The following is a 20,361-nucleotide window of genomic DNA, read 5'->3' on the forward strand; positions in this document are numbered from 1 at the left end:
GAGACCCACGATCGGATTCAGCCGACCGTGCCGAGGATGTCGACGACGTAGACGAGGGTGCCTGCCGCGGGGGCGCCACCGACGCCCGCGAGGTCGGGGGGAATGACCGCGAGCACTTGCGAACCGACCGTCTGGCCCGCGATCGCGCGGCTCAGACCCTCGCTCACCTGGCCACCCCCGAGCTGGAGGAACGCGGCGCTCCCCGACGTCCAGCTCGACTCGGCGACCGTGTCGGTGTCCCAGTTGATGGCCGTGTACTTGACGATCACGGCGTCGGTCTCACCGACCTCCTCGCCGTCACCCTGCTTGAGAACCGACGTGCGGTAGTCGCTCGGAGCCTCGGAGTTCGGGATCGTGATGCCGGGGGTGCCGTCGGGAGCCGTGACGACCGCGGGCATGCCCGCGACGGGCAACTGGTCGACACCGTCGGCACGCGACTCGAAGGCCTCGATGACGTCGACGACGAAGACGATCGGTTCGGAGGAGCTGCCCTCCGCCGCCTCGTCGGGGGCCACGATGGCCACGCGCGACCCGACCTCGGCGCACTCGAGGCCCTCACCGAGGGCCGCGAGACCGTCGCTTCCGACCGTGAAGAGGCTTCCGCCCGCGGGGTCGTACGCCGTGGTCTGCAGAGGGGTTCCGTCGGTTCCACTCAGAATCGTGGCCTCGATGATGACGGGCTGACCGTCGTGGAGCACGGTGCCGTCACCCGGGATGAGCACCGAACTCTCGACACCCGTGCTGATGAGCGGCTGCGGAAAACTGACCTGCGGAGCGGTGCCGAAGTCGCCGGTCGCGGTGATGAGGCTCGAGGTCTCCCCCTCGGTGACCGAGCAATCGGATGTCGACGGCGCCGTGCTGCACGCGGACAGGGCGACGAGCATGCTCGACGCGACGATGAGCGCGGGGAGTTTGCGCACGACGGCCTTCTTTCGGTGTTCGGGAGTCGACCGGTCAAGTCTAGGTGTCGATGCGAGGCTCACTGATTCGGCGGCGTCTCGGGCTCGGGCGTGGGCTCGGCTGCGGTCGCGGAGCCCGTCGTCGCTGCCGCCTCGGCCGCGATGGCGAGATCGGCGGCGGTCTGCGCCGCCCGTGCCGCCTTGCGCAACCTCTTGTCTGTCGCGCTCCGCTCGCCGAGCGCCCCGGGTGTCCACGCCTCGACATCCTCGTCGGAGAAATCGGTCTTCGAGGCACGCCTCTTGAGCTGCGGGAGCACCGCGCCCGGCGCGAGACGCCGCGCACTCAGGAGGAACCCCGTGTGGGCGACCATGCGATGGTCGGGGCGGACCGCGAGGCCCTCGACGTGCCATCCGCGGATCATCGTCTCCGACGAGTCGGGGTCGGTGAAGAGGCCCGTGCGACGGATCGCCTCGGCGACGCGAGACAACTGGGTCACCGTCGCGATGTAGCAGACGAGCACACCGCCGGGCGTGAGGGCGTCGGCGACATCGTCGATGCACTCCCACGGGGCCAGCATGTCGAGCACGACACGGTCGACCGACGCGGGTTCGACGGTGGACGGCAGTTCTTCGACGAGATCGCCGACCGTGACCGACCAGTTCGTCGGTGTCGCCCCGAGAAAGCTCGTGACGTTGCCACGCGCGATATCGGCGAACTCCTCGCGGCGCTCGAACGAGTGCAGGCGACCGGTCGGCCCGATCGCGCGGAGGAGCCACAGGCTGAGGGCACCCGACCCGACACCCGCCTCGACGACGGTCGCGCCCGGGAAGATGTCACCGAACGCGACGATCGCCGCGGCGTCCTTCGGGTAGATGATGGCGGCGCCGCGCGGCATCGACATGACGAAGTCGTTGAGCAGCGGACGCAGAGCGAGGTACTCCTCGCCCGTCGTGCCGAGAACGACCGAGCCGTCGGGCTTGCCGATGACGTCGTCGTGGTTCACTCCGCCGCGGTGGGTGTGGAAGATCTCGCCGGGCTCGAGGGAGATGGTGTTGAGCCTGCCCTTGGGGCCCGTGAGCTGAACGCGGTCGCCGGGGAGGAAGGGGCCGCTCTGGCGGCGCATCGCCGCGGGGGTCTCGGCGGTGTCGGGGGTCTCGTCGGTCACGCGATCGCCGCCGCGGTGTGGGCGGAGAACACGGCGGCGATGTCGCTCGTCGACCGACCCGCGAGAGTCGTCCACTGCGTGTGGGTGCCGTCGTCGGGGAGCGCGGCGTGCAGCGGGATCGCGATCGTCGCGGCACCCGAGGCCACGGCCGAGGCAAGCCCGGGAGCGGAGTCCTCGATCGCGACGCACCGCTCGATCGGCACGCCGAGGAGGGCTGCGGCATGGAGGTAGGGAGCCGGATGGGGTTTCGGCAGCTCCACGTCGTCGCCGCCGACCACGACGTCGAACGCCTCGAACCCGATCGCCTCGACGATCTGAACAGCCATGCGGTGCACCGACATCGTGACGAGGGCAGTGCGCACGCCGTGCTCACGGAGGTCGGCGAGGAGCTCGCGAGCACCCGGCCGCCACGGAACCTCGACGGCCACTTGCTCGAGAACGCGGGTCGTCATCCACTGGATGATGTCGTCGACCGCGAGCGTCACCCCGCGCGACTGGAAGATCGTCGCGGCGTCGCGGAGGCCCATGCCGACGACGGTGAGGCCGTCGTCGTGGGTCCACGTGCCGCCGTAGGACTCGATGAGCTCGGTCTCGGCGCGCATCCAGTAGGGCTCGGTGTCGACGATCGTGCCGTCCATGTCCCAGAGCACCGCCTCGGGGAGGGTCGCCGTGGACGAGGAGGGGGTGGTCGGGGTCGAATCAGTCACGGTGACTCATAGTACCGGCGGCCCGGTGTCGGGCCTCGCGCACGAGCGTGGGGTGCGCAAGCGGGCAACTAGTGTTGTCAGACGGTGTACACGGGCCGTCGAGCCCGTCGATGGAGGATCTTCGTGACTGATGGCTCGGGACTGCTGAGCGGGCGACTGCTCGTCGTCGCATTCGAGGGGTGGAACGACGCGGGTGAGGCGGCGAGCAACGCGGTCCGCACTCTCAAAGACCTCCTCGACCTCTCCCCCATCATCGAGGTCGAGTCGGAAGACTACTTCGACTACCAGTTCAACCGTCCCCTCGTGACGGCGGATGACGACGGCGAACGGTTGCTCGTCTGGCCGAGCGTGACGGTCTTCGGGCCCACCGGGCCGACCGGGTCGTCGGATGTCGCTGGTGCCGGCGCTCCTGACGCGGGCGCCGGGTCAGTCGATGACGACCCCTCAGCACTCGGTACCCCCGCGCTCGAGGAGGACGACGGCGACATGACGGTCGGCACGGCCGATCGGTCGAACATCTACCTCCTGCTCGGCACGGAGCCGTCACGCGGGTGGAAGAGCTTCACGCGGGAGATCCTCGAGACGGTGAAAGACGCCGGCGTCACCGGGATCGTGATGCTCGGCGCGATGCTCGCCGACGTGCCCCACACGAGACCCATCTCGGTCTTCGTGACGTCGGAGAACGCGACGGTGCGTGCGGAGCTCGGGGTCGAACGCAGCTCGTACGAGGGGCCCGTCGGCATCCTCTCGGTGCTCGGGGAGGCGGCCGAGAAGTCGGGGGTTCCGACCCTGTCGATCTGGGCGTCGGTGCCGCATTACGTGCACAACGCACCCTCTCCGAAAGCGACGCTCGCGCTCATCGACAAGCTCGAGGAGATTCTGGATGTCGTCATCCCGCGCGGTGACCTCGTGGACGAGGCGGCGACGTGGGAGAGCGGGATCGACGCCCTCGCGAGCGAAGACGAAGACATGTCGAACTACATCGAGCAGCTCGAGCAAGCGCGCGACACTGTGGACTCCCCCGAGGCGAGCGGCGAAGCGATCGCGCAGGAGTTCGAGAAGTACTTGCGTGGCAAAGGCGACGGCAAGGGTGACGGCCGAGGCGACGGCAAGGGTGAGGACAAGCCCGACGGTGGTGCTCCCGGCGGCTCGCCGAGCGGAACCCCGCCCTGGCGCCCCAAGGACTGACACGTGACGCTCGGCCCCGGCGCTGGGCCGTGATGCTAGGCCGTGTCGCTAGGCCGTGAGGTCGACGCCGAGAAGGGCGTGGATCGCGGTGACGGACATCCGCGTCGCGGGAGCCCCCGAGTCGACGGCCGAGTCCACCGCGCGGAGGGCCGCGGGCGTGTCGAGGTCGTCGGCGAGGGCTGCGCGGATGCCCGCGACGAGGTCGTCTGTGACAAGGTCGTCCGGCTCCGACGCTGTCGTCGCGTCGGCGGTGCTCGCCCACTCCCGCCACCGGTCGAGCCGGCCGGTGCCGCGCGCGAGAACGTCGTCCGTCCACTCGGCGTCGGCCCGGTAGTGGTGGTCGAGAAGGGCGAGGCGGATGGCGCGAGCGTCGACCCCCGCGGCGGTCAGGCGCGAGACGAGCACGAGGTTGCCGAGCGACTTGCTCATCTTCTCGCCGTCGAAGCCGACCATGCCGGCATGCGAGAAGATGCGAGCGAACGTCGCGCCGCTCAGCGCGGTCGCGTGTGCCGCCGAGAACTCGTGGTGCGGAAAGACGAGGTCGGAGCCTCCGCCCTGCACGGTGATCGTGTCACCGAGGTGGCGCGTCGCGATGACCGAGCACTCGATGTGCCAGCCGGGGCGACCGGCGCCGAGCGCGGTCGACCACTGCGGTTCGCCCTCGCGAGCGGCACGCCAGAGAAGAGGGTCGAGCCGGTCGCGTTTGCCCGCGCGGTCGGGGTCTCCCCCGCGTTCGGCGGAGAGGGTGAGCATCGTCTCTCGGTCGAGTCGGCTCTCGGCGCCCCACGACCACGCGGTGTCGGCGTCGGCGGCCGCGCTGTCGAAGTAGAGGTCGGGCACGGCGCCGAGGGAATCGGATGCGGGGACCTCGTAGGCGAACCCGCGCGAGACGAGTTCGGCGACGGCATCCGCTATCTCGTCGACCATCTCGGTGACGGCGACGAAATGGTCGGGCGGGATGATCGAGAGCGCGGCCATGTCGCCGCGGAACAGGTCGGTCTGCGACGCCGCGAGCTCACGCCAGTCGACACCGGTCGCGGTCGCACGCTCGAGGAGCGGGTCGTCGACATCCGTCGTGTTCTGGGCGTAGACGACGGGGATGTCGGCATCGAGCCACGTGCGCACGAGGGTGTCGAAGGCGAGGTACGTGGCGGCGTGCCCGAGATGGGTCGCGTCGTACGGCGTGATGCCGCACACGTAGAGGGTGGCCGTCGGAGTGCCGGGAGCGGAGACGAGAGATCCGGTCGCGGTGTCGAAGAGCGTCGGAACGGGGCCGGTTCCGGGCACGCGGGGAACCTGGGGTCGGTTCCACGAGTGCATCCGTTCAGCCTAAGCGAGCGGCGGGAGCGCGCCGACCACGAGGAGTGAAGCGCCGCGCGTCGCGAGTCGCGGGCGCGCGTCGTGCCTTACAGGCGCAGCGAGCGCTCCACGATCGCGTCGGCGACCGACCGCAACGAGAGGCTGTTGTTTCTCGCGTACGTGCGTAGTTTCACGAACGCCGCGTCCATGTCGAGGTCGTGGCGGTAGGCGAGAACACCCTTCGCCTGTTCGATCACCACGCGGCTCTCGAGCGCACTCTGCAGTTGCTCGGCGGTGGCCTCGCTTCGGTTGTGTCGGCGCTCCTGCAGGATGCCGATGGTCGCGACATCCGCGAGCCCCTGGGCCGCCGCGATGTCGGCCTCCCCGAGCTCGCCCGTGACCGTGCGGAACAGATTGAGGGCACCGATGACGGTGTCGCGCAGACGCAGCGGCACAGCGTGAACGGCGCGAATGCCTTGAGCGGCGGCGGCGGTGTGAAACGCCGGCCAGCGGTCGGCGACCTCCGAGATGTCGGCGACATCCACGGGGCGACCCGTGACGAAACACTCGACACACGGACCGGCCCCGGCTTCGAGCTGCATGATCTCGATCAGATGGCTGCGTTCGCTCGTCGACGCGACGACCGACAGCGTTCCCGAAGCGTCGGCAAGCAGCAGTCCGGCCTCCTGAGCGTCGAGCACATCGGCCGACGTGTGCACGAGCGTGTCGAGGAGGTCGAACACGTCGTAGTCGTCGACGAGAGTGTCGGCGAGGGTCACGAACGCTGAGGTGAGGCGTCGCTCCCGTGACGGTGGAGCGTCGGCCGTGATGTCGCGGGTGCCTTCGGGGGTGGTCTCGCGGGTGCGCGGGCGGAGGGAGCGGAGTTCGTGCTCGCGGCCGGTCGCGTCACTCACGATTCGTCCTGAAGTCGATTCGTCGAGCGATGACGTCGCGGGCGACATCCCGAACGGGGCGTCCGGTCGCGAAAGAGTGCGCGCGCAACAAAAGTGCGGCGTCGTCGGGGGTGATCTCGAGTTGCGCGAGGATCATCCCCGTGGCCTGGTGCATCTCGCGCTGAGCGAGGTGGGCGCCGAAGTCGTCGACGTCGTCGTCGAGCAGACGGCGGATGACCTGCCACGCGGCGAGGTCGGCGAGTTCCCGAGCGTGCCTGACCTCCGTGTCGGTGAGGCAGTGAGGAGTGCTCGAGTAGAAGTCGATGGCGCCGATGCCGAGTCGGCCGACGATGAGCGGGAACGCGAACATCGACGCGACCCCGCGGGTGGCGGGTTCGGTGCGTGCCGCTTTCTGGAAGACCGGCCAGGCGCTGTGACCCGCCGTGGCGGAATCCTTCGAGCCGTCGTCGTCCAACTGGTGCACCAGAACGGGTGTGCGAGTCGAGAGAGACACCCAGCTCGGCCCCTCGCCGAGGTCGATCTGCAACTGGTCGAGCCTCAGCACGGTGTCGTCGCTCGCGCACACGGTCGACTGTGAAGCGTCACCGAGCACGGTGACGGATGCTCCCGTCACGTTGATGACCGACAGTAGGGGTTCGCACAGGTCTTCGTGTGCTCTGCTCTCGTCACGCAGGTGGCGTTTGGCGGCCTCGAACGCGCGGGTCTCGGTCAACAGCGGCGTTCCCCTCGTGTGTGGTGGATCGGTTCGACCTCGGTCGAGACGGGCCGGAGCGCCTCGACACGGGCGGAACGGGTCGGAACGGATCGAGCGTGACTATCGGCCGTGCCCAGATTAGGGCATCGGGGGCACGGCCGGCATCGCGGGCACCGTGGGCGCCGGTCGCGGTCGGTGCGGGCTCGGGTCAGAGGGGGTCGAGGACTCCGGTGGCGAGCAGCACGAGGAGGGTGCCGCCGAGGGCGATGCGGTAGATCACGAAGGGCATGAACGAGCGGGTCTTGATGTAGTTCATGAGGAAGGCGATGACCGCGAGGCCGACACCGAACGCGACGATCGTGGCGACACCGGTCTCGAGGTAACCGAACGGACTGCCGACATCCGGTTCGGTGATGCTGTTGTAGAGCTCATAGAACCCGCTGCCGAAGACGGCGGGAACGGCGAGCAGGAAGGCGTACTGCGCGGCGGCGGGGCGCTCGTAACCGAGAGCGCGGCCCATCGTCGTGGTCGCGCCAGACCGGGAGACGCCGGGGATGAGGGCGAGCATCTGGGCTCCGCCGTAGAGCAGGCCGTCGCGGTAGGTGAGGTCGGTGAGGTTCTTGGTGCGGCGACCGTAGAGGTCGGCGACGCCGAGGATGATTCCGAACACGATGAGCACGATCGCGACGAGCCATAGCGACCGGAAGCTCGACCGGATGGTCTCCTGCAGAAAGAAACCCGCGAGCACGATGGGAACGGTGCCGATGATGATGAGCCAGCCCATCCGCACGTCTGAGTCGCCGCGGGCGATGTGGCGCGGGTCCGAGGCGGGGAGTCGGCGCGCACCGAAGTGGCGGAACCACTTGCCGATGATGCGGGTGATGTCACCCCAGAAGTAGACGAGCACCGCGGCTTCGGTGCCCAACTGGGTGATCGCGGTGAAGGTCGCCCCCGGGTCGGTCGCCGACGGGAGGAACTCCCCCGCGATGCGCAAGTGTGCGCTCGACGACACCGGGAGGAACTCGGTGAGGCCCTGGAGGAGGCCGAGGATGATCGCTTCGAAGAATCCCACGCGGGTGCAGCCGTTCCTGTTGTCGCCGGTCGTGCTCGCGGGCTCGGGGTCGCGAGCTAGTAGTCGAGCAGCAGGTCGCCGAGAACCTGCCTGCCGAACACTAGTGCGTCGAGCGGCACGCGTTCGTCGACACCGTGGAACATCCCGGGGAAGTCGATCTCGGGGGGCAGTTTGAGTGGTGCGAAGCCGTAACCGGTGATGCCGAGGAGCGAGAGCGCCTTGTTGTCGGTTCCGCCGCTGAGCATGTAGGGCAGAACGCTCGCACCGGGGTCGCGGGCGAGGAGAGCGGATGTCATCGCGTCGACGAGGGGGCCCGATGTCGGGTTCTCGAGACCGACGTCCCTGTGCATCACGATGATCTCGATGTCGTCGCTGAGGAGTTCGCGCACTTCGGCGAGCACGGCGTCCTCCTGGCCGGGCAGGGTGCGGATGTCGATGAGGGCTTCGGCGGTGTCGGGGATGACGTTGTGCTTGTACCCGCCGCTCACGAGTGTGGGGTTGGTGGTCGTGCGGAGGGATGCGCGGATGAAGCTCGCCGCTGTTCCGGTGCGGATGGCGAGTTCGTCGGGGCCGACCACGTCGACGTCCTGGTCGAAGATGCGGGCGAGCTCGGAGACGAGTTCGGTGGTCGTGTCGGTCATGGTGATCGGCCAGTCGCGGCGACCGAGGGTGGCGACGGCTTCGGCCAGTTTGGTGACGGCGTTGTCGAACATCACGCGGGAGCCGTGGGAGGCGGTGCCGCGGGCGACGAGTTTGATCCAGACGAGGGCTTTCTCCGCCGTCTGCAGGAGGTAGGCGCGTTCGCCTTCGAGGGTGATCGAGTATCCGCCCACTTCGCTGATCGCTTCGGTCGCTCCGGCGAACAGGTCGGGGTGTTCGTTCACGAGGAAGTGGGAGCCGAGTTTGCCGCCGTCTTCTTCGTCGGCGAAATATCCGACGATGATGTCGCGGCGGGGCTGCTTGCCGCTGCCGAGGATGTCGCTCATCGCGGTGAGCATCATGGCGTCCATGTTCTTCATGTCGACGGCGCCGCGCCCCCACAGCAGACCGTCTTTGATGACGCCGCCGAACGGGTCGACGCTCCAGTTCGCGGGGTCGGCGGGGACGACGTCGGTGTGTCCGTGGAGCACGAGGGCGGGGAGCGAGCTGTCGCGTCCTTCGATGCGGGTCACGAGGGAGACGCGTCCGGGTTCCGATTCGAAGAGCCGGGGGGTGAGACCGAGGCCCTGCAGTTTGGCTTCGAGGTAGGCGGCGGCATCCGCTTCACCGTGGGAGCGGCCTTCGCCGTAGTTGGTGGTGTCGAAGCGGATGAGGTCGCGGGCGATGATCGCGGTCTCGTCGAGGGGGGTGCCGTGGTCGTCGAGCTCGGTGCCGGCAGGGGTCGAGGTGTCAGAAGGCATACGCCCCACGATAGCGACTGGGCCCGGGGTGCTCGACGGGTGCCGGTGGCTGCTGGGTGGGCGGTCGATGGCCGTTCGGCGGGTGCGCGGCGGGTGCCGGTGGGGGTCGTGGGGGTCGAGTTGTTTCGGGGTGCCGTGTGCGTGCTATTCTCGACCGTCGGCAGTTGAGGCGGAAGAGATTTCGCAGAATCTGCCGGATGCGCGCGGATGGCGGAAATGGCAGACGCGCTAGCTTGAGGTGCTAGTGCCCGTATTAGGGCGTGGGGGTTCAAGTCCCCCTTCGCGCACAGCGATGGTCCGGCCTGATGGCCGGGACCGATTCGGACACAGGGCCGCGACGATCAGAATCTGATCGTCGCGGCCCTGTGTTGTTTCGGCAGGCGGTCGGATCGGCACTGTTCGGTCGAAGTGCGGGGCCGTGGGTGTCGGCTTCGCTCGATTTGGAGCGGGTGTGTCAAGGGTCTCCGATCCCCGGCCTCGCAGGTGGGGTGCTCCTTAGACTCGTCGGATGTCTGCCGCCGTCGTGTGCCCTCCCCCGTTCGCGTGTCGTGACGTCGACCCGTGCGTCGCCCCGTGAGTCGTCAGGCGAGGCGCCCCGTGAGTCTGTGGCGCCGGGGTGCTTCGGAGGTGCGTGATGCGGTGCGGCCGTGGCGCCTCATCCTGGCGGCGAAGACGGCGCTCGCCGCAGGTCTCGCGTGGATCGTGGGCGGCCTTGTTCCCGGTGCGGTCGAGGACTACTCCTACTACGCTCCGCTCGGTGCACTCGTGAGCATGATGCCGACGATCGCGGGGTCGGTGCGCACGAGTGTGCAGACGGCGGTCGCTCTCGCGAGCGGTATCGGTCTCGCGTGGCTCATCATCGTGCTCGGTGGTCCGACGCCCTGGAGTGTGCCGATCGCTGTCGGGGTGGGTGTGCTTCTTTCGGGTGTGCGTGCGCTCGGCCCCGGACGGAGTTACGTTCCCATCACGGCCCTGTTCGTCCTCGTCGTCGGGGGAACCGATGCTGAGTCCTATTCGCTCGGCTACATCGTGCAGATGGCGATCGGGATGGCGGTCGGGCTCGCGGTGAACCTCCTGGTGGCTCCTCCGCTGTATTCGAGAATGTCGGCGGGACGTATCTCGGCTCTGCGGGTGCAGACGGCGTCGGGTCTGCGCGATATCGGCTCGCAGCTCGCTGACGACCGGCGCGCTGACGACTTGCGGTGGAAGCAGCACACCGATGCCCTCTATGAGGAGCTCGTGCAGGCTGACGATCTCGCCGTGCAAGCGCGGAAGAGCCGACGGTTGAACCTCCGGTCGCGGTGGAACCGTCACGATTCGCAGAAGGATTACGACGACCTTCAGACGCTGCGGTGGTTGCGGAGCAGGGTGGTCAACGTCGGGGAATCGCTCAGTGGTGACGTGTCACGGGTGGCGCCCACGTTGGGTTCCGAGTTGCGTGGTCCGCTTGCGGCGGTGCTCGAGGCATCGGCTGATCTGGTGTCGGAGTGGGATGACGAGCGCAGAGCGGATTCGGAGTCGGCTAGGTCGGTGCACACGACCGGGACGACCGGATCAGAGGGAACGGCGAGTTCGGTGCGTGCGACGCGGAATGTCGAGAATGCCATCCGTGAGCTCGAGGAGGCGTTCTCGCGGCGGCCCCGGCCGGCGACGATTCCCGATGAGGCGATCGGGTCGGTCATCTTCGATGTCCGGCGCATCAGTGCACTCGTGGGAGAGCGATTGCGTCAAGGCAGTGGCAGTGGCAGTGGCAGCGGCAGTGGCATTGGCAGTGCTGGCAAGGAGGACGGCGATGAACCGGCGTCGTCGAAACCGGTTGGCTGAGCAAGATTTCGCTGCCTCGATTCACACGGCGATCTCCTGGGTGACCGGGCTCCGGGACGGCATCGGAATGAACACCCGCCCCGGATCGACGTCCGGTGGTGGTCGTAGGAAGTAGTCGGCTCGGTCTCGGTGCACTTGCCACCGGTTGTCGTGAATCAGCAGATGATGCCTCCGACACAGCAGGATGCCGTCGGCGATGTCGGTGCGGCCCTCGACACCAGCCCACGGGTTGATGTGGTGGGCCTCGCAATACGACGGCGGACGTTCACACCCGGGGAACCGGCATCCGCCGTCTCTGACCGTCAACCCGATGCGTTGCCGTTCCGTGAACAGGCGCCGGTCCCGTCCGACGTTCACGCACTGGCCGTCGCGGTCGAAGCCGACGCTGATGACTCCGGTGTTGCAGATCGACCGTTCGATCGTCGGAGCAGACACGGTGTCGGAGGTTCCCTCGAGGAACCCGGGGCCGGTGCGGTTCTCGAGCCGGTCCGCGGTCACCGCGATCCGCACGGCCGGGCGGCGCCCGCCGAACAGGGTGCCCGGGTCTGCGTCGACGGCGAGTCTCACGAGGTCGACGAACGCGTCGGCACTGACCTGCTCGTCGGTGCGGCCATCGTTCAGCAGCTCCTCCGCGGTCGCACGCGCGGCCGGGGCGACGAACCGGGGACCACCCCGCCGCGGTGACAGGATCTGCGCAAACGCCTCGGCGACGAGAGCACCATCCTCCGGAGCGAGCCGCCACGACCCGCAATGCATTCCAGTGGTGGCGTCCCACCAGGTGCGCACGGTCCGCAGGTCGCGGTGCTGTTTCTCCCGACGCTCGATCCCGTCAGCATCGAGGAGATCACGCACCTGCCTCGCACGGCGGTGGACCTGGTCCGGAGTCAACCCGGCAGCGGCCAAGACGAGTTCTGCCGCCGCAGCGCGAAGAACACCGTCGTCGACATGGGTGATGTCGGAGAACACCCGCCGGATCGCGTCGACAGCATCGAGCGACAGGGTTCCCTCCCGCACGGCTGCCGCGAGAACCTCGCGCCAGCGCTCTCCCGGCACCGGTGCGGTGTGGTCGGCGGAACCCGCAGAGGCGGCGAGCTCGGCCGCGGCTTCGGCCTCGGCGAGGAGCGCGCCCGTCTCGACAAGCCGGGTCGCTTCGATGCGACTCACGTGCGCAACCCGCTGAATCATCGCAACAGGGCTCACGAAACCCGCCTGTTGGGCCAAACCCTGGTGACCGAGCTCCGGGCGCGACCGGTGCGCCACCTCCCCCGCGATGACGGCAGCGAACTGATCGACACACTGCCGCAAAGCGGTCACCGCCTCGACAGCCGCCGACAAATCAGCGTGGCCGAGAGCCGCGATCGACTTCGCCGTGCCACCGAGATCGGCGACCACAGCGGCCCGATCGAGGAGGGAGGCGGCGAGGGTGGGCATGCATCAATTCTCCCGAATCGAACGCGTGTTCGAAAGAAGAACGAATCGTCTGCGGAGAGCGGGTTCTCCACACGGGGTGGGGAGGAGAAGACAGTCGGGAGGAGGGGTGTGCCCGCCCCACCCACACTCTTCGGCACACCTCGCCCGCTCGGGATCAGCGTCGCGGAGCGGCGCTGGGGTTTCGCCGTCGAGTTCGCGCCCGCCGTGTCGGCGGTCGGTGTCGGCCTCCTCGTGCTCGCGAGCGGGCTCGGACTGTGGGCCGCGGTGTCGATGCCGACGCTCGGTGGCGGCATCCCTTTTCCGGCGGCTATGGCGAACCGCCTCGTCGTGGTGGGTCCGTATCGTTTCGTTCGCAACCCCATGGCTGTCGCCGGGATCGCGCAGGGCGTCGCCGGTCGGCTTCATCGCGTCGTCGTGGCTCGTCGTGCTCTACGCGGTGGCGGGGTCGCTCGTGTGGAACTACCTCATCCGCCCGCTCGAGGAGACCGACCTCGAGCGGCGCTTCGGCGACGACTTCCGCCGCTATCGAGAGCGCGTGCGGTGCTGGGTGCCCTCGTTCACTCGCCACTGACGGCGCTGTCGGCAGTCACAGCACCGAACGCACAGCGCTCCCCCTCGATCGCCTACTGGTCCGAGACGAAGATGCAGAACGGATGTCCGCTCGGGTCGGCGTAGACGTACAACTCTTCCTCGGGGTCGTTCGACCGGTCGAGCAGAACGGTCGCGCCGAGGGCGAGTGCGCGGTCGTGCTGCCGGGAGAGCGCCGCCGTGTCGGGCACGGTGAGGTCGAGGTGCATCATCTGCGGAACGGTGCCTTCGGGCCACTGCGCTCGGGGTAGACCGGGCGAGACTTGGAACGCGAGCTTCTCGCCCGCGTCGCCGTGCAGCACGAGCCATTCGGGGGTCCCTTCGCCCTCTCGGGGCTCGTCTCCCGCGCGATAGCGGTAGCCGAGGAGTCGGCGGTAGAACTCGGCGAGACCGCGGGGGTCGGGGGTGTCGATCGCGGTCAGCCGCAGTGTCGGAAAATCGGTCGTCGTGTCGGTCATGCAACCGTTCTACCGGCGCCCACCGACACGGGCGACGACGAGTGCCCCTACCCTCCCCGAACGATGCGCGCGAAGGATGCCGGCAGCGCGACGTTGCTCGGGGCGCCCGAGAACGCGGGTGCGACATCCGCTGGCGCGTATCCGGCGATTCCGCAGCCGATCTCGGTCACGAGGAAGGTGAGGTCGGGGTTCTCTGCCGCGAATGTCAGGAATGCCGCGATCTGCGCTGTCATGGTCGCGAGCCCGCTCATGGTGTCGATCGCGTAGCTGCCGCCGTGGAGCCCTCGGCCTTCGCCCCACACCGCGCCGAACCTGTCGTGGGCGATGCGCGCGGCTCCCCCGCCGTGATGCCCCGATGCGTTGGAGCCGAACACGAAGATCTCGCCGGGCCCCAGATCGGTGATCCGAGACGAGGAGATGAGGTCGCCGCGCTCGTCTGTCGTGACGTTCGATGCCATGTCTCGGGTCCTCTCGCGGGCGCCGGGCGCGCCATCCGGTGCCGACCAGGGTAGCTCCGCAATCGTCGACCCGCCCGAGCCGGCGTGAGTCTCGGCCCCCGGTTGTCGATAGGGTGACCGCGCGGCGGGAGACACGTGCCCCGGCGCGATCGGCGGGCGAGGCCCGACCGACTCGACGACCCGAGGGACGCCTGTGACTCGCACCACTCCTCCAGCTCCGACGCCCGACCGTGCCGCGCCGATCGCCAGACACGGCATGTTGCGCACGTCTCGAGGCGCGTCGGCCGTCGTCCGGGTCATCGCCATGGCAGCTGCCGTGCTCCTCGTCGCGACGGTCTCCGTCACCGCGATCACCGCCGCGAGGCTCGCGGGCAATGTCGAAACGGTCGCCCTCCCCGGGGAGGATGCCGCAGCACCCGTCGTGGGTCTCGGTGCGTTCGAGGGCGGCTTCGACATGCTCATCGTCGGGAGCGACGAGTGCGTCGACACGGGCGGGTGCCCCGACCGCACCGAAAAACTCAACGACTTCACGATGCTCCTGCACGTCGCCGACGACCAGCAGTCAGCGGTCGCCGTGACTTTTCCCCGCGACCTCATCGTGCCGATCCCCCCGTGTCCGCGGGAGGACGGCTCGGGAACCTACAACGCGATGTCGGCCCAGCAGATCAACGTGACCCTCACCTACGGCGGTCTGCCGTGCACGGCCCTCACGGTCACAGCCCTCACGGGTGTCGAGATCCCCTACGGCGCCATCATGACGTTCGAAGGCGTTCGACAGATCAGCTCCGCCATCGGTGGGGTGGATGTCTGCATCGACGCGCCCATCTTCGACCCCTTCTCCGGCCTCGACCTCCCCACCGCGGGCTTGCACAGCGTCGAGGGCGAGCAGGCTCTCCAGTTCTTACGAACCCGGCACGGCATCGGTGACGGAAGCGACACGGGGCGCATCGGAGCCCAGCAGTCGTTCCTGTCGTCGATGATGCGCAAGATCAAGTCCGAGGAGACCCTCACCGACTTCACGAAGGTGTTCTCCCTCGCCGACGCCGCCTCGCGCAACATGACGGTGTCGGAGAACCTCAAGAACGTCAACACGCTCGCGGCGATGGCTCTCGTCTTCCGCGACATCCCCCTCGAGAACATCACTTTCGTGAAATACCCGGCGGCCCCCGGTATCGACAACCCGTCACGCGTGTTCCCCATCACGAGCTCGGCCGACGCCCTCTTCGAGCGCATCGCGGCGGGCCTCCCGGTCGGGCTCGATTCGGGCGCCGTGGGTGTCGTCGAGCCGCCGTCGCCCGAGACCCCCGCCGACCCCGAGAGCCCGGGGAGCCCCGAGGATCCGTCGACGCCGGCGGCCCCCGACACCGAGGAGCCGACTCCGGATGCCTCGGCGAGCCCGTCGCCCGACCCCTCCCCCTCGGGCGGCTCCCCGACCGATCCCGCGACCGACCCCGAAGACGTTCCGATCGCGGGGGCGACCGGCCAGACCGCGGCACAGGAGACGTGCGCGAAAGCCAACGGCTGACCTGGGAGTGGACTGGACGTCGTCCCCGACAGGAATGGTCACGGGAGCGCTCCCGTTACCGTCCCCTATGACTACCAACACCGAACTCTCTGCTGCGGCATCCGGCACCTACTCCATCAGGGGCGACCTGCCGGTCGTGCGCCTCGGCTACGGCACGATGCAGCTCACCGGCGAGGGCGTGTGGGGCGACCCCCGCGACCCCGCCGAAGCCGTTCGGGTTCTGCGTCGCGCCGCCGAGCTCGGGGTGACGTTCTTCGACACCGCCGATTCCTACGGCCCGGATGTCGCCGAGCAGCTCATCCGCGAGGCGCTCCACCCCTACGCCGACGACATCGTCGTCGCGACGAAGGCGGGGCTCACGCGCTCGGGTCCGGGTGAGTGGAGTCCCGTCGGTCGCCCCGAGTACCTCCGACAGCAGGCCGAGAAGAGCCTCCGCCACCTCGGTCTCGATCGCATCGACCTCTTCCAGTTGCACCGCATCGACCCTCAGGTGCCTCTCGCCGACCAGGTCGGTGAGCTCAAGGCCTTGCAAGACGAGGGCAAGATCCGCCACATCGGCCTGAGTGAGGTCTCGGTCGACGAGCTGAAGGCCGCATCGGAGTTCGCGACGATCGCCTCGGTGCAGAACCTCTTCAACCTCGCCGATCGCTCCGCCGAGCCGCTGCTCGACTACGCCACAGCCAACGACATCGCGTTCATCCCGTGGTTCCCGCTCGCGACGGGCCAGCTCGTCGGCGACGGCGGACCGCTCACCGAGCTCGCCGCGAAGCACGACGCGACTCCGTCGCAGCTCGCGCTCGCGTGGCTGCTCAAGCGTTCGCCCGTGATGCTGCCGATCCCCGGCACGTCGTCGGTCGCGCACCTCGACGACAACGTCGCCGGCGCCACCGTCACGCTCACCGACGAGGAGTTCGACGCCCTCACCGCGGCGGTCTGATCTCCCGACCGACCGCGAGCCGCACGGCCCCCACCCGCTGAGGGTGGGGGCCGTTCTGCGCGGCGGAGGCCACCGTTCGTGCCGGACCCCGCGCGGTACTCAGGGCTTTCGGCGCCCGCATCCGTAGGGTTGGGCCCGACGCGTCCGCACGACACAGCCACACCCGAGCCCCATGAACGTCGAGGAGCCCCCGATGAGACTGACCGACACGAGCGACCTCTGGTGGAAGACCGCGGTGTTCTACAACCTCGATGTGCAGACCTACCTCGATTGGAACGACGACGGCGTCGGCGACTTCGAGGGGCTCGCGCACCGCCTGGACCATCTCGCCGAACTCGGGGTGACGTGCCTGTGGCTCGCGCCGTTCTACGAGTCGCCCCGCCAGGACAACGGCTACGACATCTCGAACTACTACGGCGCCGACGAGCGCTACGGGCACCTCGGTGACTTCGTGGAGGTCATGCGCACGGCGAAGGATCGCGGCATGCGTGTCATCGTCGACCTCGTCGTCAATCACACGAGCGACCAGCACCCGTGGTTCCAGCAGGCTCGCGCCGACCGCACGAGTCGCTACCGCGAGTTCTACAACTGGCGCGACGATGTGCCCGACGACCAGCCCGCCAACATGTTCCCCGACGTCGAAGACGGCGTGTGGAGATGGGATGACGAGGCGGGTCAGTACTACCAGCACACGTTCTATCGGCATCAGCCCGACCTCGCGACCGAGAAACAGGTCGTGCGCGACGAGATCGCGAAGGTCATCGGGTTCTGGCTGCAGCTCGGTGTCGATGGTTTCCGCGTCGACGCCGTGCCGAGCCTCATCGACACGGCCGACGGTGCCGAGCACGAGTTCCTCCGCGCGCTCCGCGGCTATGTCACGCGCCGCAGTGGCAGCGGCGTGCTCCTCGGCGAGGTCAACCTCCCCTACGACGAGCAACTGCTGTTCTTCGGCGAAGACGACGGCAACGAGCTCACGATGCAGTTCGATTTCGTCGCCAACCAGCAGCTCTACCTCGCTCTCGCGAGACAGGATGCCACGCCGCTGCGCGACGCACTCCTCGCCCGTCCGGCGCTCGCCCGAGGCAACCAGTGGGGCAACTTCGTGCGCAATCACGACGAGTTGACCCTCGACCAGCTGACCGAGGACGAACGCAACGAGGTCTTCGACGCGTTCGCCCCCGAGCCCGGCCAGCGCATCCACGGGCGCGGGATCACGCGCAGGCTCCCCCCGATGCTCGACGGCGACCCCCGCCGCATCCGCATGGTCTACAGCCTCATCTTCTCGCTGCCGGGTGCCCCCGTGCTCTACTACGGCGAGGAGATCGGCATGGGAGAGGACCCCACGATCTCGGGCAGCCGCAGTGCCGTTCGCACGGCCATGCAGTGGACGGGCGATGCCAACGGCGGGTTCTCGAACGCCGACGCCGACGACCTCGTGCCCGGGGTCGTGCCCGGAGGCAATGCGCCCGAGCACATCAACGTCGCGCAGCAGCGGCACGACGACACGTCGCTTCTCGCCTTCATGTCGAGGCTAACCCGGGCGTACCGATCGGCACCCGAGATCGGGTGGGGCGACTTCGCGGTTCTCGACCAGCCGCACGCGTGCGTGCTCGCCCATTCGGTCGAGAGCAGCCTCGGACTCTTCGTGGCCGCGCACAACTTCGCTCCCGACGGCCGCAGCCTCGACCTCGACCTGACGGGGAGCGGCGTCGAGGGAGGCACCGACGGCTTCGTCGTCGTCGACATGCTCGGTGACGATCCGGTGCCGCGCCCGATCGAGAACGGACGCATGTCGGTCGAACTCGAGGGCTACGGTCAGCGCTGGTGGCGCGTCATCCGCCCGGGCGAGAAGCGGCTCGTCTAGCGCGCTCGCTCGTTCGCTCGGGCTGCTGCCGCGGGTGCCGTGTGGCGCGCGGGTGGCGCGTGGCGCGCGGGTGGCGCGTGGCGCGCGGGTGGCCTCAGTGCCGTGTGCGGTCGGCGGCGTCGGCCGCCGCGGGCTCGAACTCGGGCCACGCGAAGGTGAAGCCGTGGGCGGCGAGTCTCCCGGGCAGCACCCAGCGGCTCTTGAGCACGAGCTCGGGTTCGGTGCGCAGCACGAACATCGCCGGTTCGAGCATCCAGCGGAACGCGGGCAGTCCGACGCGCGCCCCGACGACCCGGCGCAAGGAGCGCATGAGCGTGCGGTTGTCGATGGGGTTCGGTGCCGTCACGTTGACGGGCCCCGACACACCGTCGGTGTCGCGGATGAACCGCACCGCCGCCGCGACGTCGTCGATGTGCACCCAGCTGAACTTCTGTCGCCCCCGCGACCGGTGCCGCGGAGCCGTGCCGTCGCCCGAAGGGTGCTGCCCGATGCCGCGGTAGCGTCGGTGCCCGAACCACCACCCGTCGAGCTGCGGCCCGCCGAGACCGAGCCTCGCGAGGCGCAGCAGCAGGGATGTCGCGGGGCCGTCGCCGAGCACGATCGACATGCGCAGCGCCACCCGACGCGTGCCCGGCAGGTCGCCCTCGAAGAACTCGGCCTCCCACTCGCGGGCGATGTCGGACGAGAACCCGGTGCCGAGCTCTCCCCCGCTCTCGGTCATCGGACGGTCGAGCGAGTAGCGGTAGATCGTCGCAGTGCTCGCGTTGAGCCAGACCCGGGGCGGTGTCGCGCTCGCGGCGATCGCCTCGCGGAGCTGACCGGTGGTGTCGAGTCGCGAGTTGAGGATCTCGTCGCGGTTGCGGTCGGTGTAGCGGCAGTTGACGCTCTTGCCCGCGAGGTTGACGACGATCTCGGCGCCGTCGACAGCGCGTCGCACGGCCGCGCCGTCCGACCACGCGACATCCTCCGGCGCCGCGTCGCCGCTGACGGCGACGCCCGAGCCCGCCCGCCCGATTCGCACGACCCGGTAGCCCTCGGCCGTGAAGTCGGCGACGAGGCGGGAGCCGATGAATCCGGATGCTCCGGCGATGACGGCGGTCGGCGCAGAATCATTCACTCGTTCAGAGTATGACCCTCGCGCTCACCGCTCGACGCGACACTCAGCCGTGGTCGGTCGCGGGAACGTGCGTCGTGGCGTAGTCGGTCGTCACGAGGATCGGCATGTGGTCGGATGCCCCTGCAGGCAGCGTTTCGACCTTGTCGATGTGGAGACCCACCGAGGTGACGAAGTCGAAGTGACCGCGATAGAACTTGTATCGCGTGTATGTCGTCGTGTCGCTCAGCGAGAGGTCGTACCCGGTCTCCTTGACACGGCGGTCGAGGTTGCTCTGGAAGTAGGGGTAGTTGTAGTCACCGACCATGAGGGTCGGGAGTCCGTCGCCGAGGCCCCGCAGCTCGGCGTGAGCCGCACGGATCTGGTTGCGCCGCAGCGAGTTGAGGGCGGTGAGCGGTGCGGCGTGGAACGACGCGACGATGAGTTCGCGGCCCGTCGCCTCGTCGAGCAGCTTCGTGCCGATGAGTCTCTCGTGCGCGGGAGCGAGGATGCGATCGTGCAGCGACTTCTTGAGCGCGAACGCCTCGGTCTTGACGGCGGCGAACCGGTCGCGGCGATAGTAGATCGCGAGGCCGAGGCGGTTGCGCTTGGTGGAGTCGGCGAGGTGCAGGGGGCCGAGTTCGGCGGGCAGATCGACGGTGTCGACCTCTTGCAAGCACAGCATGTCGAGATCGACGGAGTCGACGAGCGCGCTGAGCTCGCCGCTCGCGTGGTTCTTGCGCAGGTTGTAGCTGATGACGCGGATCACGTCGCGACCTCCTCGGATGATCGGCCGTCAGAGTGGCCTCCGACATTATGCACGCCGTTCACATGACCTTCGTGA

The 20,361-nt window shown here is 68.7% G+C and carries 19 protein-coding genes and 1 tRNA gene; 7 read left to right on the forward strand and 13 right to left on the reverse strand.

All coding sequences use genetic code 11. The features are described from left to right. Window positions 1-17: 17 nt before the first annotated feature. From ACLHG5_RS03655 to ACLHG5_RS03665, 3 genes are read right to left on the reverse strand one after another with little or no spacing between them, the layout of a single operon-like run. A complete protein-coding gene (locus tag ACLHG5_RS03655; protein ID WP_411317892.1) occupies window positions 18-920 on the reverse strand; it encodes an FKBP-type peptidyl-prolyl cis-trans isomerase in 903 nt (300 codons plus the stop codon). Window positions 921-979: 59 nt separating this feature from the next. After that, window positions 980-2,023 (reverse strand): tRNA (adenine-N1)-methyltransferase, encoded by a 1,044-nt coding sequence (locus ACLHG5_RS03660; RefSeq protein WP_411316316.1) that lies wholly within the window; start codon window positions 2,021-2,023, stop codon window positions 980-982. Window positions 2,024-2,061: 38 nt separating this feature from the next. Beyond that, complete coding sequence (locus ACLHG5_RS03665) at window positions 2,062-2,772, reverse strand: HAD family hydrolase (RefSeq protein ID WP_411317893.1); 711 nt, start codon at window positions 2,770-2,772, stop codon at window positions 2,062-2,064. Between the two features lie 123 nt (window positions 2,773-2,895). Here ACLHG5_RS03665 and ACLHG5_RS03670 point away from each other — a divergent pair, with 123 nt between their 5' ends. Further along, the gene (locus ACLHG5_RS03670; RefSeq protein ID WP_411315548.1) at window positions 2,896-3,960 is read left to right on the forward strand and encodes a proteasome assembly chaperone family protein; all 1,065 of its coding nucleotides are present in this window, start codon (window positions 2,896-2,898) and stop codon (window positions 3,958-3,960) included. Window positions 3,961-4,008: 48 nt separating this feature from the next. Here ACLHG5_RS03670 and mshC read toward each other — a convergent pair whose 3' ends face one another. The 5 genes from mshC to ACLHG5_RS03695 form a co-directional block, all read right to left on the reverse strand. Beyond that, a complete protein-coding gene (mshC, locus tag ACLHG5_RS03675) occupies window positions 4,009-5,280 on the reverse strand; it encodes a cysteine--1-D-myo-inosityl 2-amino-2-deoxy-alpha-D-glucopyranoside ligase (protein WP_411317894.1) in 1,272 nt (423 codons plus the stop codon). An 86-nt stretch (window positions 5,281-5,366) separates the two neighbouring features. After that, window positions 5,367-6,089 (reverse strand): ANTAR domain-containing protein, encoded by a 723-nt coding sequence (locus ACLHG5_RS03680; protein WP_411316315.1) that lies wholly within the window; start codon window positions 6,087-6,089, stop codon window positions 5,367-5,369. Window positions 6,090-6,165: 76 nt separating this feature from the next. Further along, complete coding sequence (locus ACLHG5_RS03685) at window positions 6,166-6,885, reverse strand: GAF and ANTAR domain-containing protein (RefSeq protein ID WP_411315546.1); 720 nt, start codon at window positions 6,883-6,885, stop codon at window positions 6,166-6,168. Window positions 6,886-7,075: 190 nt separating this feature from the next. Beyond that, window positions 7,076-7,939: an undecaprenyl-diphosphate phosphatase gene (locus ACLHG5_RS03690; RefSeq protein ID WP_411315545.1), complete on the reverse strand. Its 864-nt coding sequence runs from the start codon at window positions 7,937-7,939 to the stop codon at window positions 7,076-7,078. 56 nt (window positions 7,940-7,995) lie between these two features. Beyond that, the gene (locus ACLHG5_RS03695) at window positions 7,996-9,339 is read right to left on the reverse strand and encodes a M20/M25/M40 family metallo-hydrolase (RefSeq protein ID WP_411315544.1); all 1,344 of its coding nucleotides are present in this window, start codon (window positions 9,337-9,339) and stop codon (window positions 7,996-7,998) included. A gap of 201 nt (window positions 9,340-9,540) precedes the next feature. Here ACLHG5_RS03695 and ACLHG5_RS03700 point away from each other — a divergent pair. Together ACLHG5_RS03700 and ACLHG5_RS03705 are read left to right on the forward strand one after the other, a co-directional pair. Further along, window positions 9,541-9,626, forward strand: a tRNA-Leu gene (locus ACLHG5_RS03700). A gap of 310 nt (window positions 9,627-9,936) precedes the next feature. Then, window positions 9,937-11,163, forward strand: coding sequence for an FUSC family protein (locus ACLHG5_RS03705; protein ID WP_411317895.1), 1,227 nt, complete (start codon window positions 9,937-9,939; stop codon window positions 11,161-11,163). 21 nt (window positions 11,164-11,184) lie between these two features. Here ACLHG5_RS03705 and ACLHG5_RS03710 read toward each other — a convergent pair whose 3' ends face one another. Continuing rightward, window positions 11,185-12,594: a DUF222 domain-containing protein gene (locus ACLHG5_RS03710; RefSeq protein WP_411317896.1), complete on the reverse strand. Its 1,410-nt coding sequence runs from the start codon at window positions 12,592-12,594 to the stop codon at window positions 11,185-11,187. 424 nt (window positions 12,595-13,018) lie between these two features. On the opposite strand from ACLHG5_RS03710, the gene ACLHG5_RS03715 reads away from it, so the two are divergent. Continuing rightward, window positions 13,019-13,165 carry a hypothetical protein gene (locus tag ACLHG5_RS03715; protein WP_411317897.1) on the forward strand — a complete coding sequence of 49 codons (147 nt, stop codon included), beginning with the start codon at window positions 13,019-13,021 and terminating at the stop codon, window positions 13,163-13,165. A gap of 52 nt (window positions 13,166-13,217) precedes the next feature. Here the strand turns inward: ACLHG5_RS03715 and ACLHG5_RS03720 are convergent, their stop codons facing one another. Both ACLHG5_RS03720 and ACLHG5_RS03725 read right to left on the reverse strand, forming a co-directional pair. Then, window positions 13,218-13,640: a VOC family protein gene (locus ACLHG5_RS03720; protein ID WP_411317898.1), complete on the reverse strand. Its 423-nt coding sequence runs from the start codon at window positions 13,638-13,640 to the stop codon at window positions 13,218-13,220. A gap of 47 nt (window positions 13,641-13,687) precedes the next feature. Then, window positions 13,688-14,098 (reverse strand): hypothetical protein, encoded by a 411-nt coding sequence (locus ACLHG5_RS03725; RefSeq protein WP_411315539.1) that lies wholly within the window; start codon window positions 14,096-14,098, stop codon window positions 13,688-13,690. A 193-nt stretch (window positions 14,099-14,291) separates the two neighbouring features. Between ACLHG5_RS03725 and ACLHG5_RS03730 the strand changes: the two genes are divergently transcribed. From ACLHG5_RS03730 to ACLHG5_RS03740, 3 genes are all read left to right on the forward strand, one after another. Continuing rightward, complete coding sequence (locus ACLHG5_RS03730; RefSeq protein WP_411317899.1) at window positions 14,292-15,623, forward strand: LCP family protein; 1,332 nt, start codon at window positions 14,292-14,294, stop codon at window positions 15,621-15,623. A gap of 67 nt (window positions 15,624-15,690) precedes the next feature. Continuing rightward, entirely contained in the window at window positions 15,691-16,560 is an 870-nt protein-coding gene (locus ACLHG5_RS03735; RefSeq protein WP_411317900.1) for an aldo/keto reductase, read from the forward strand. A gap of 193 nt (window positions 16,561-16,753) precedes the next feature. Next, the gene (locus ACLHG5_RS03740) at window positions 16,754-18,424 is read left to right on the forward strand and encodes an alpha-amylase family protein (protein ID WP_411317901.1); all 1,671 of its coding nucleotides are present in this window, start codon (window positions 16,754-16,756) and stop codon (window positions 18,422-18,424) included. Window positions 18,425-18,518: 94 nt separating this feature from the next. Here the strand turns inward: ACLHG5_RS03740 and ACLHG5_RS03745 are convergent, their stop codons facing one another. Further along, a complete protein-coding gene (locus ACLHG5_RS03745) occupies window positions 18,519-19,541 on the reverse strand; it encodes an epimerase (RefSeq protein ID WP_411317902.1) in 1,023 nt (340 codons plus the stop codon). Window positions 19,542-19,584: 43 nt separating this feature from the next. Then, entirely contained in the window at window positions 19,585-20,283 is a 699-nt protein-coding gene (locus ACLHG5_RS03750) for an endonuclease/exonuclease/phosphatase family protein (RefSeq protein WP_411318405.1), read from the reverse strand. Window positions 20,284-20,361: the final 78 nt, after the last annotated feature.

Origin of the sequence: Marisediminicola sp. LYQ85 (assembly GCF_046600695.1) — a bacterium.
Taxonomy (GTDB): domain Bacteria; phylum Actinomycetota; class Actinomycetes; order Actinomycetales; family Microbacteriaceae; genus Marisediminicola.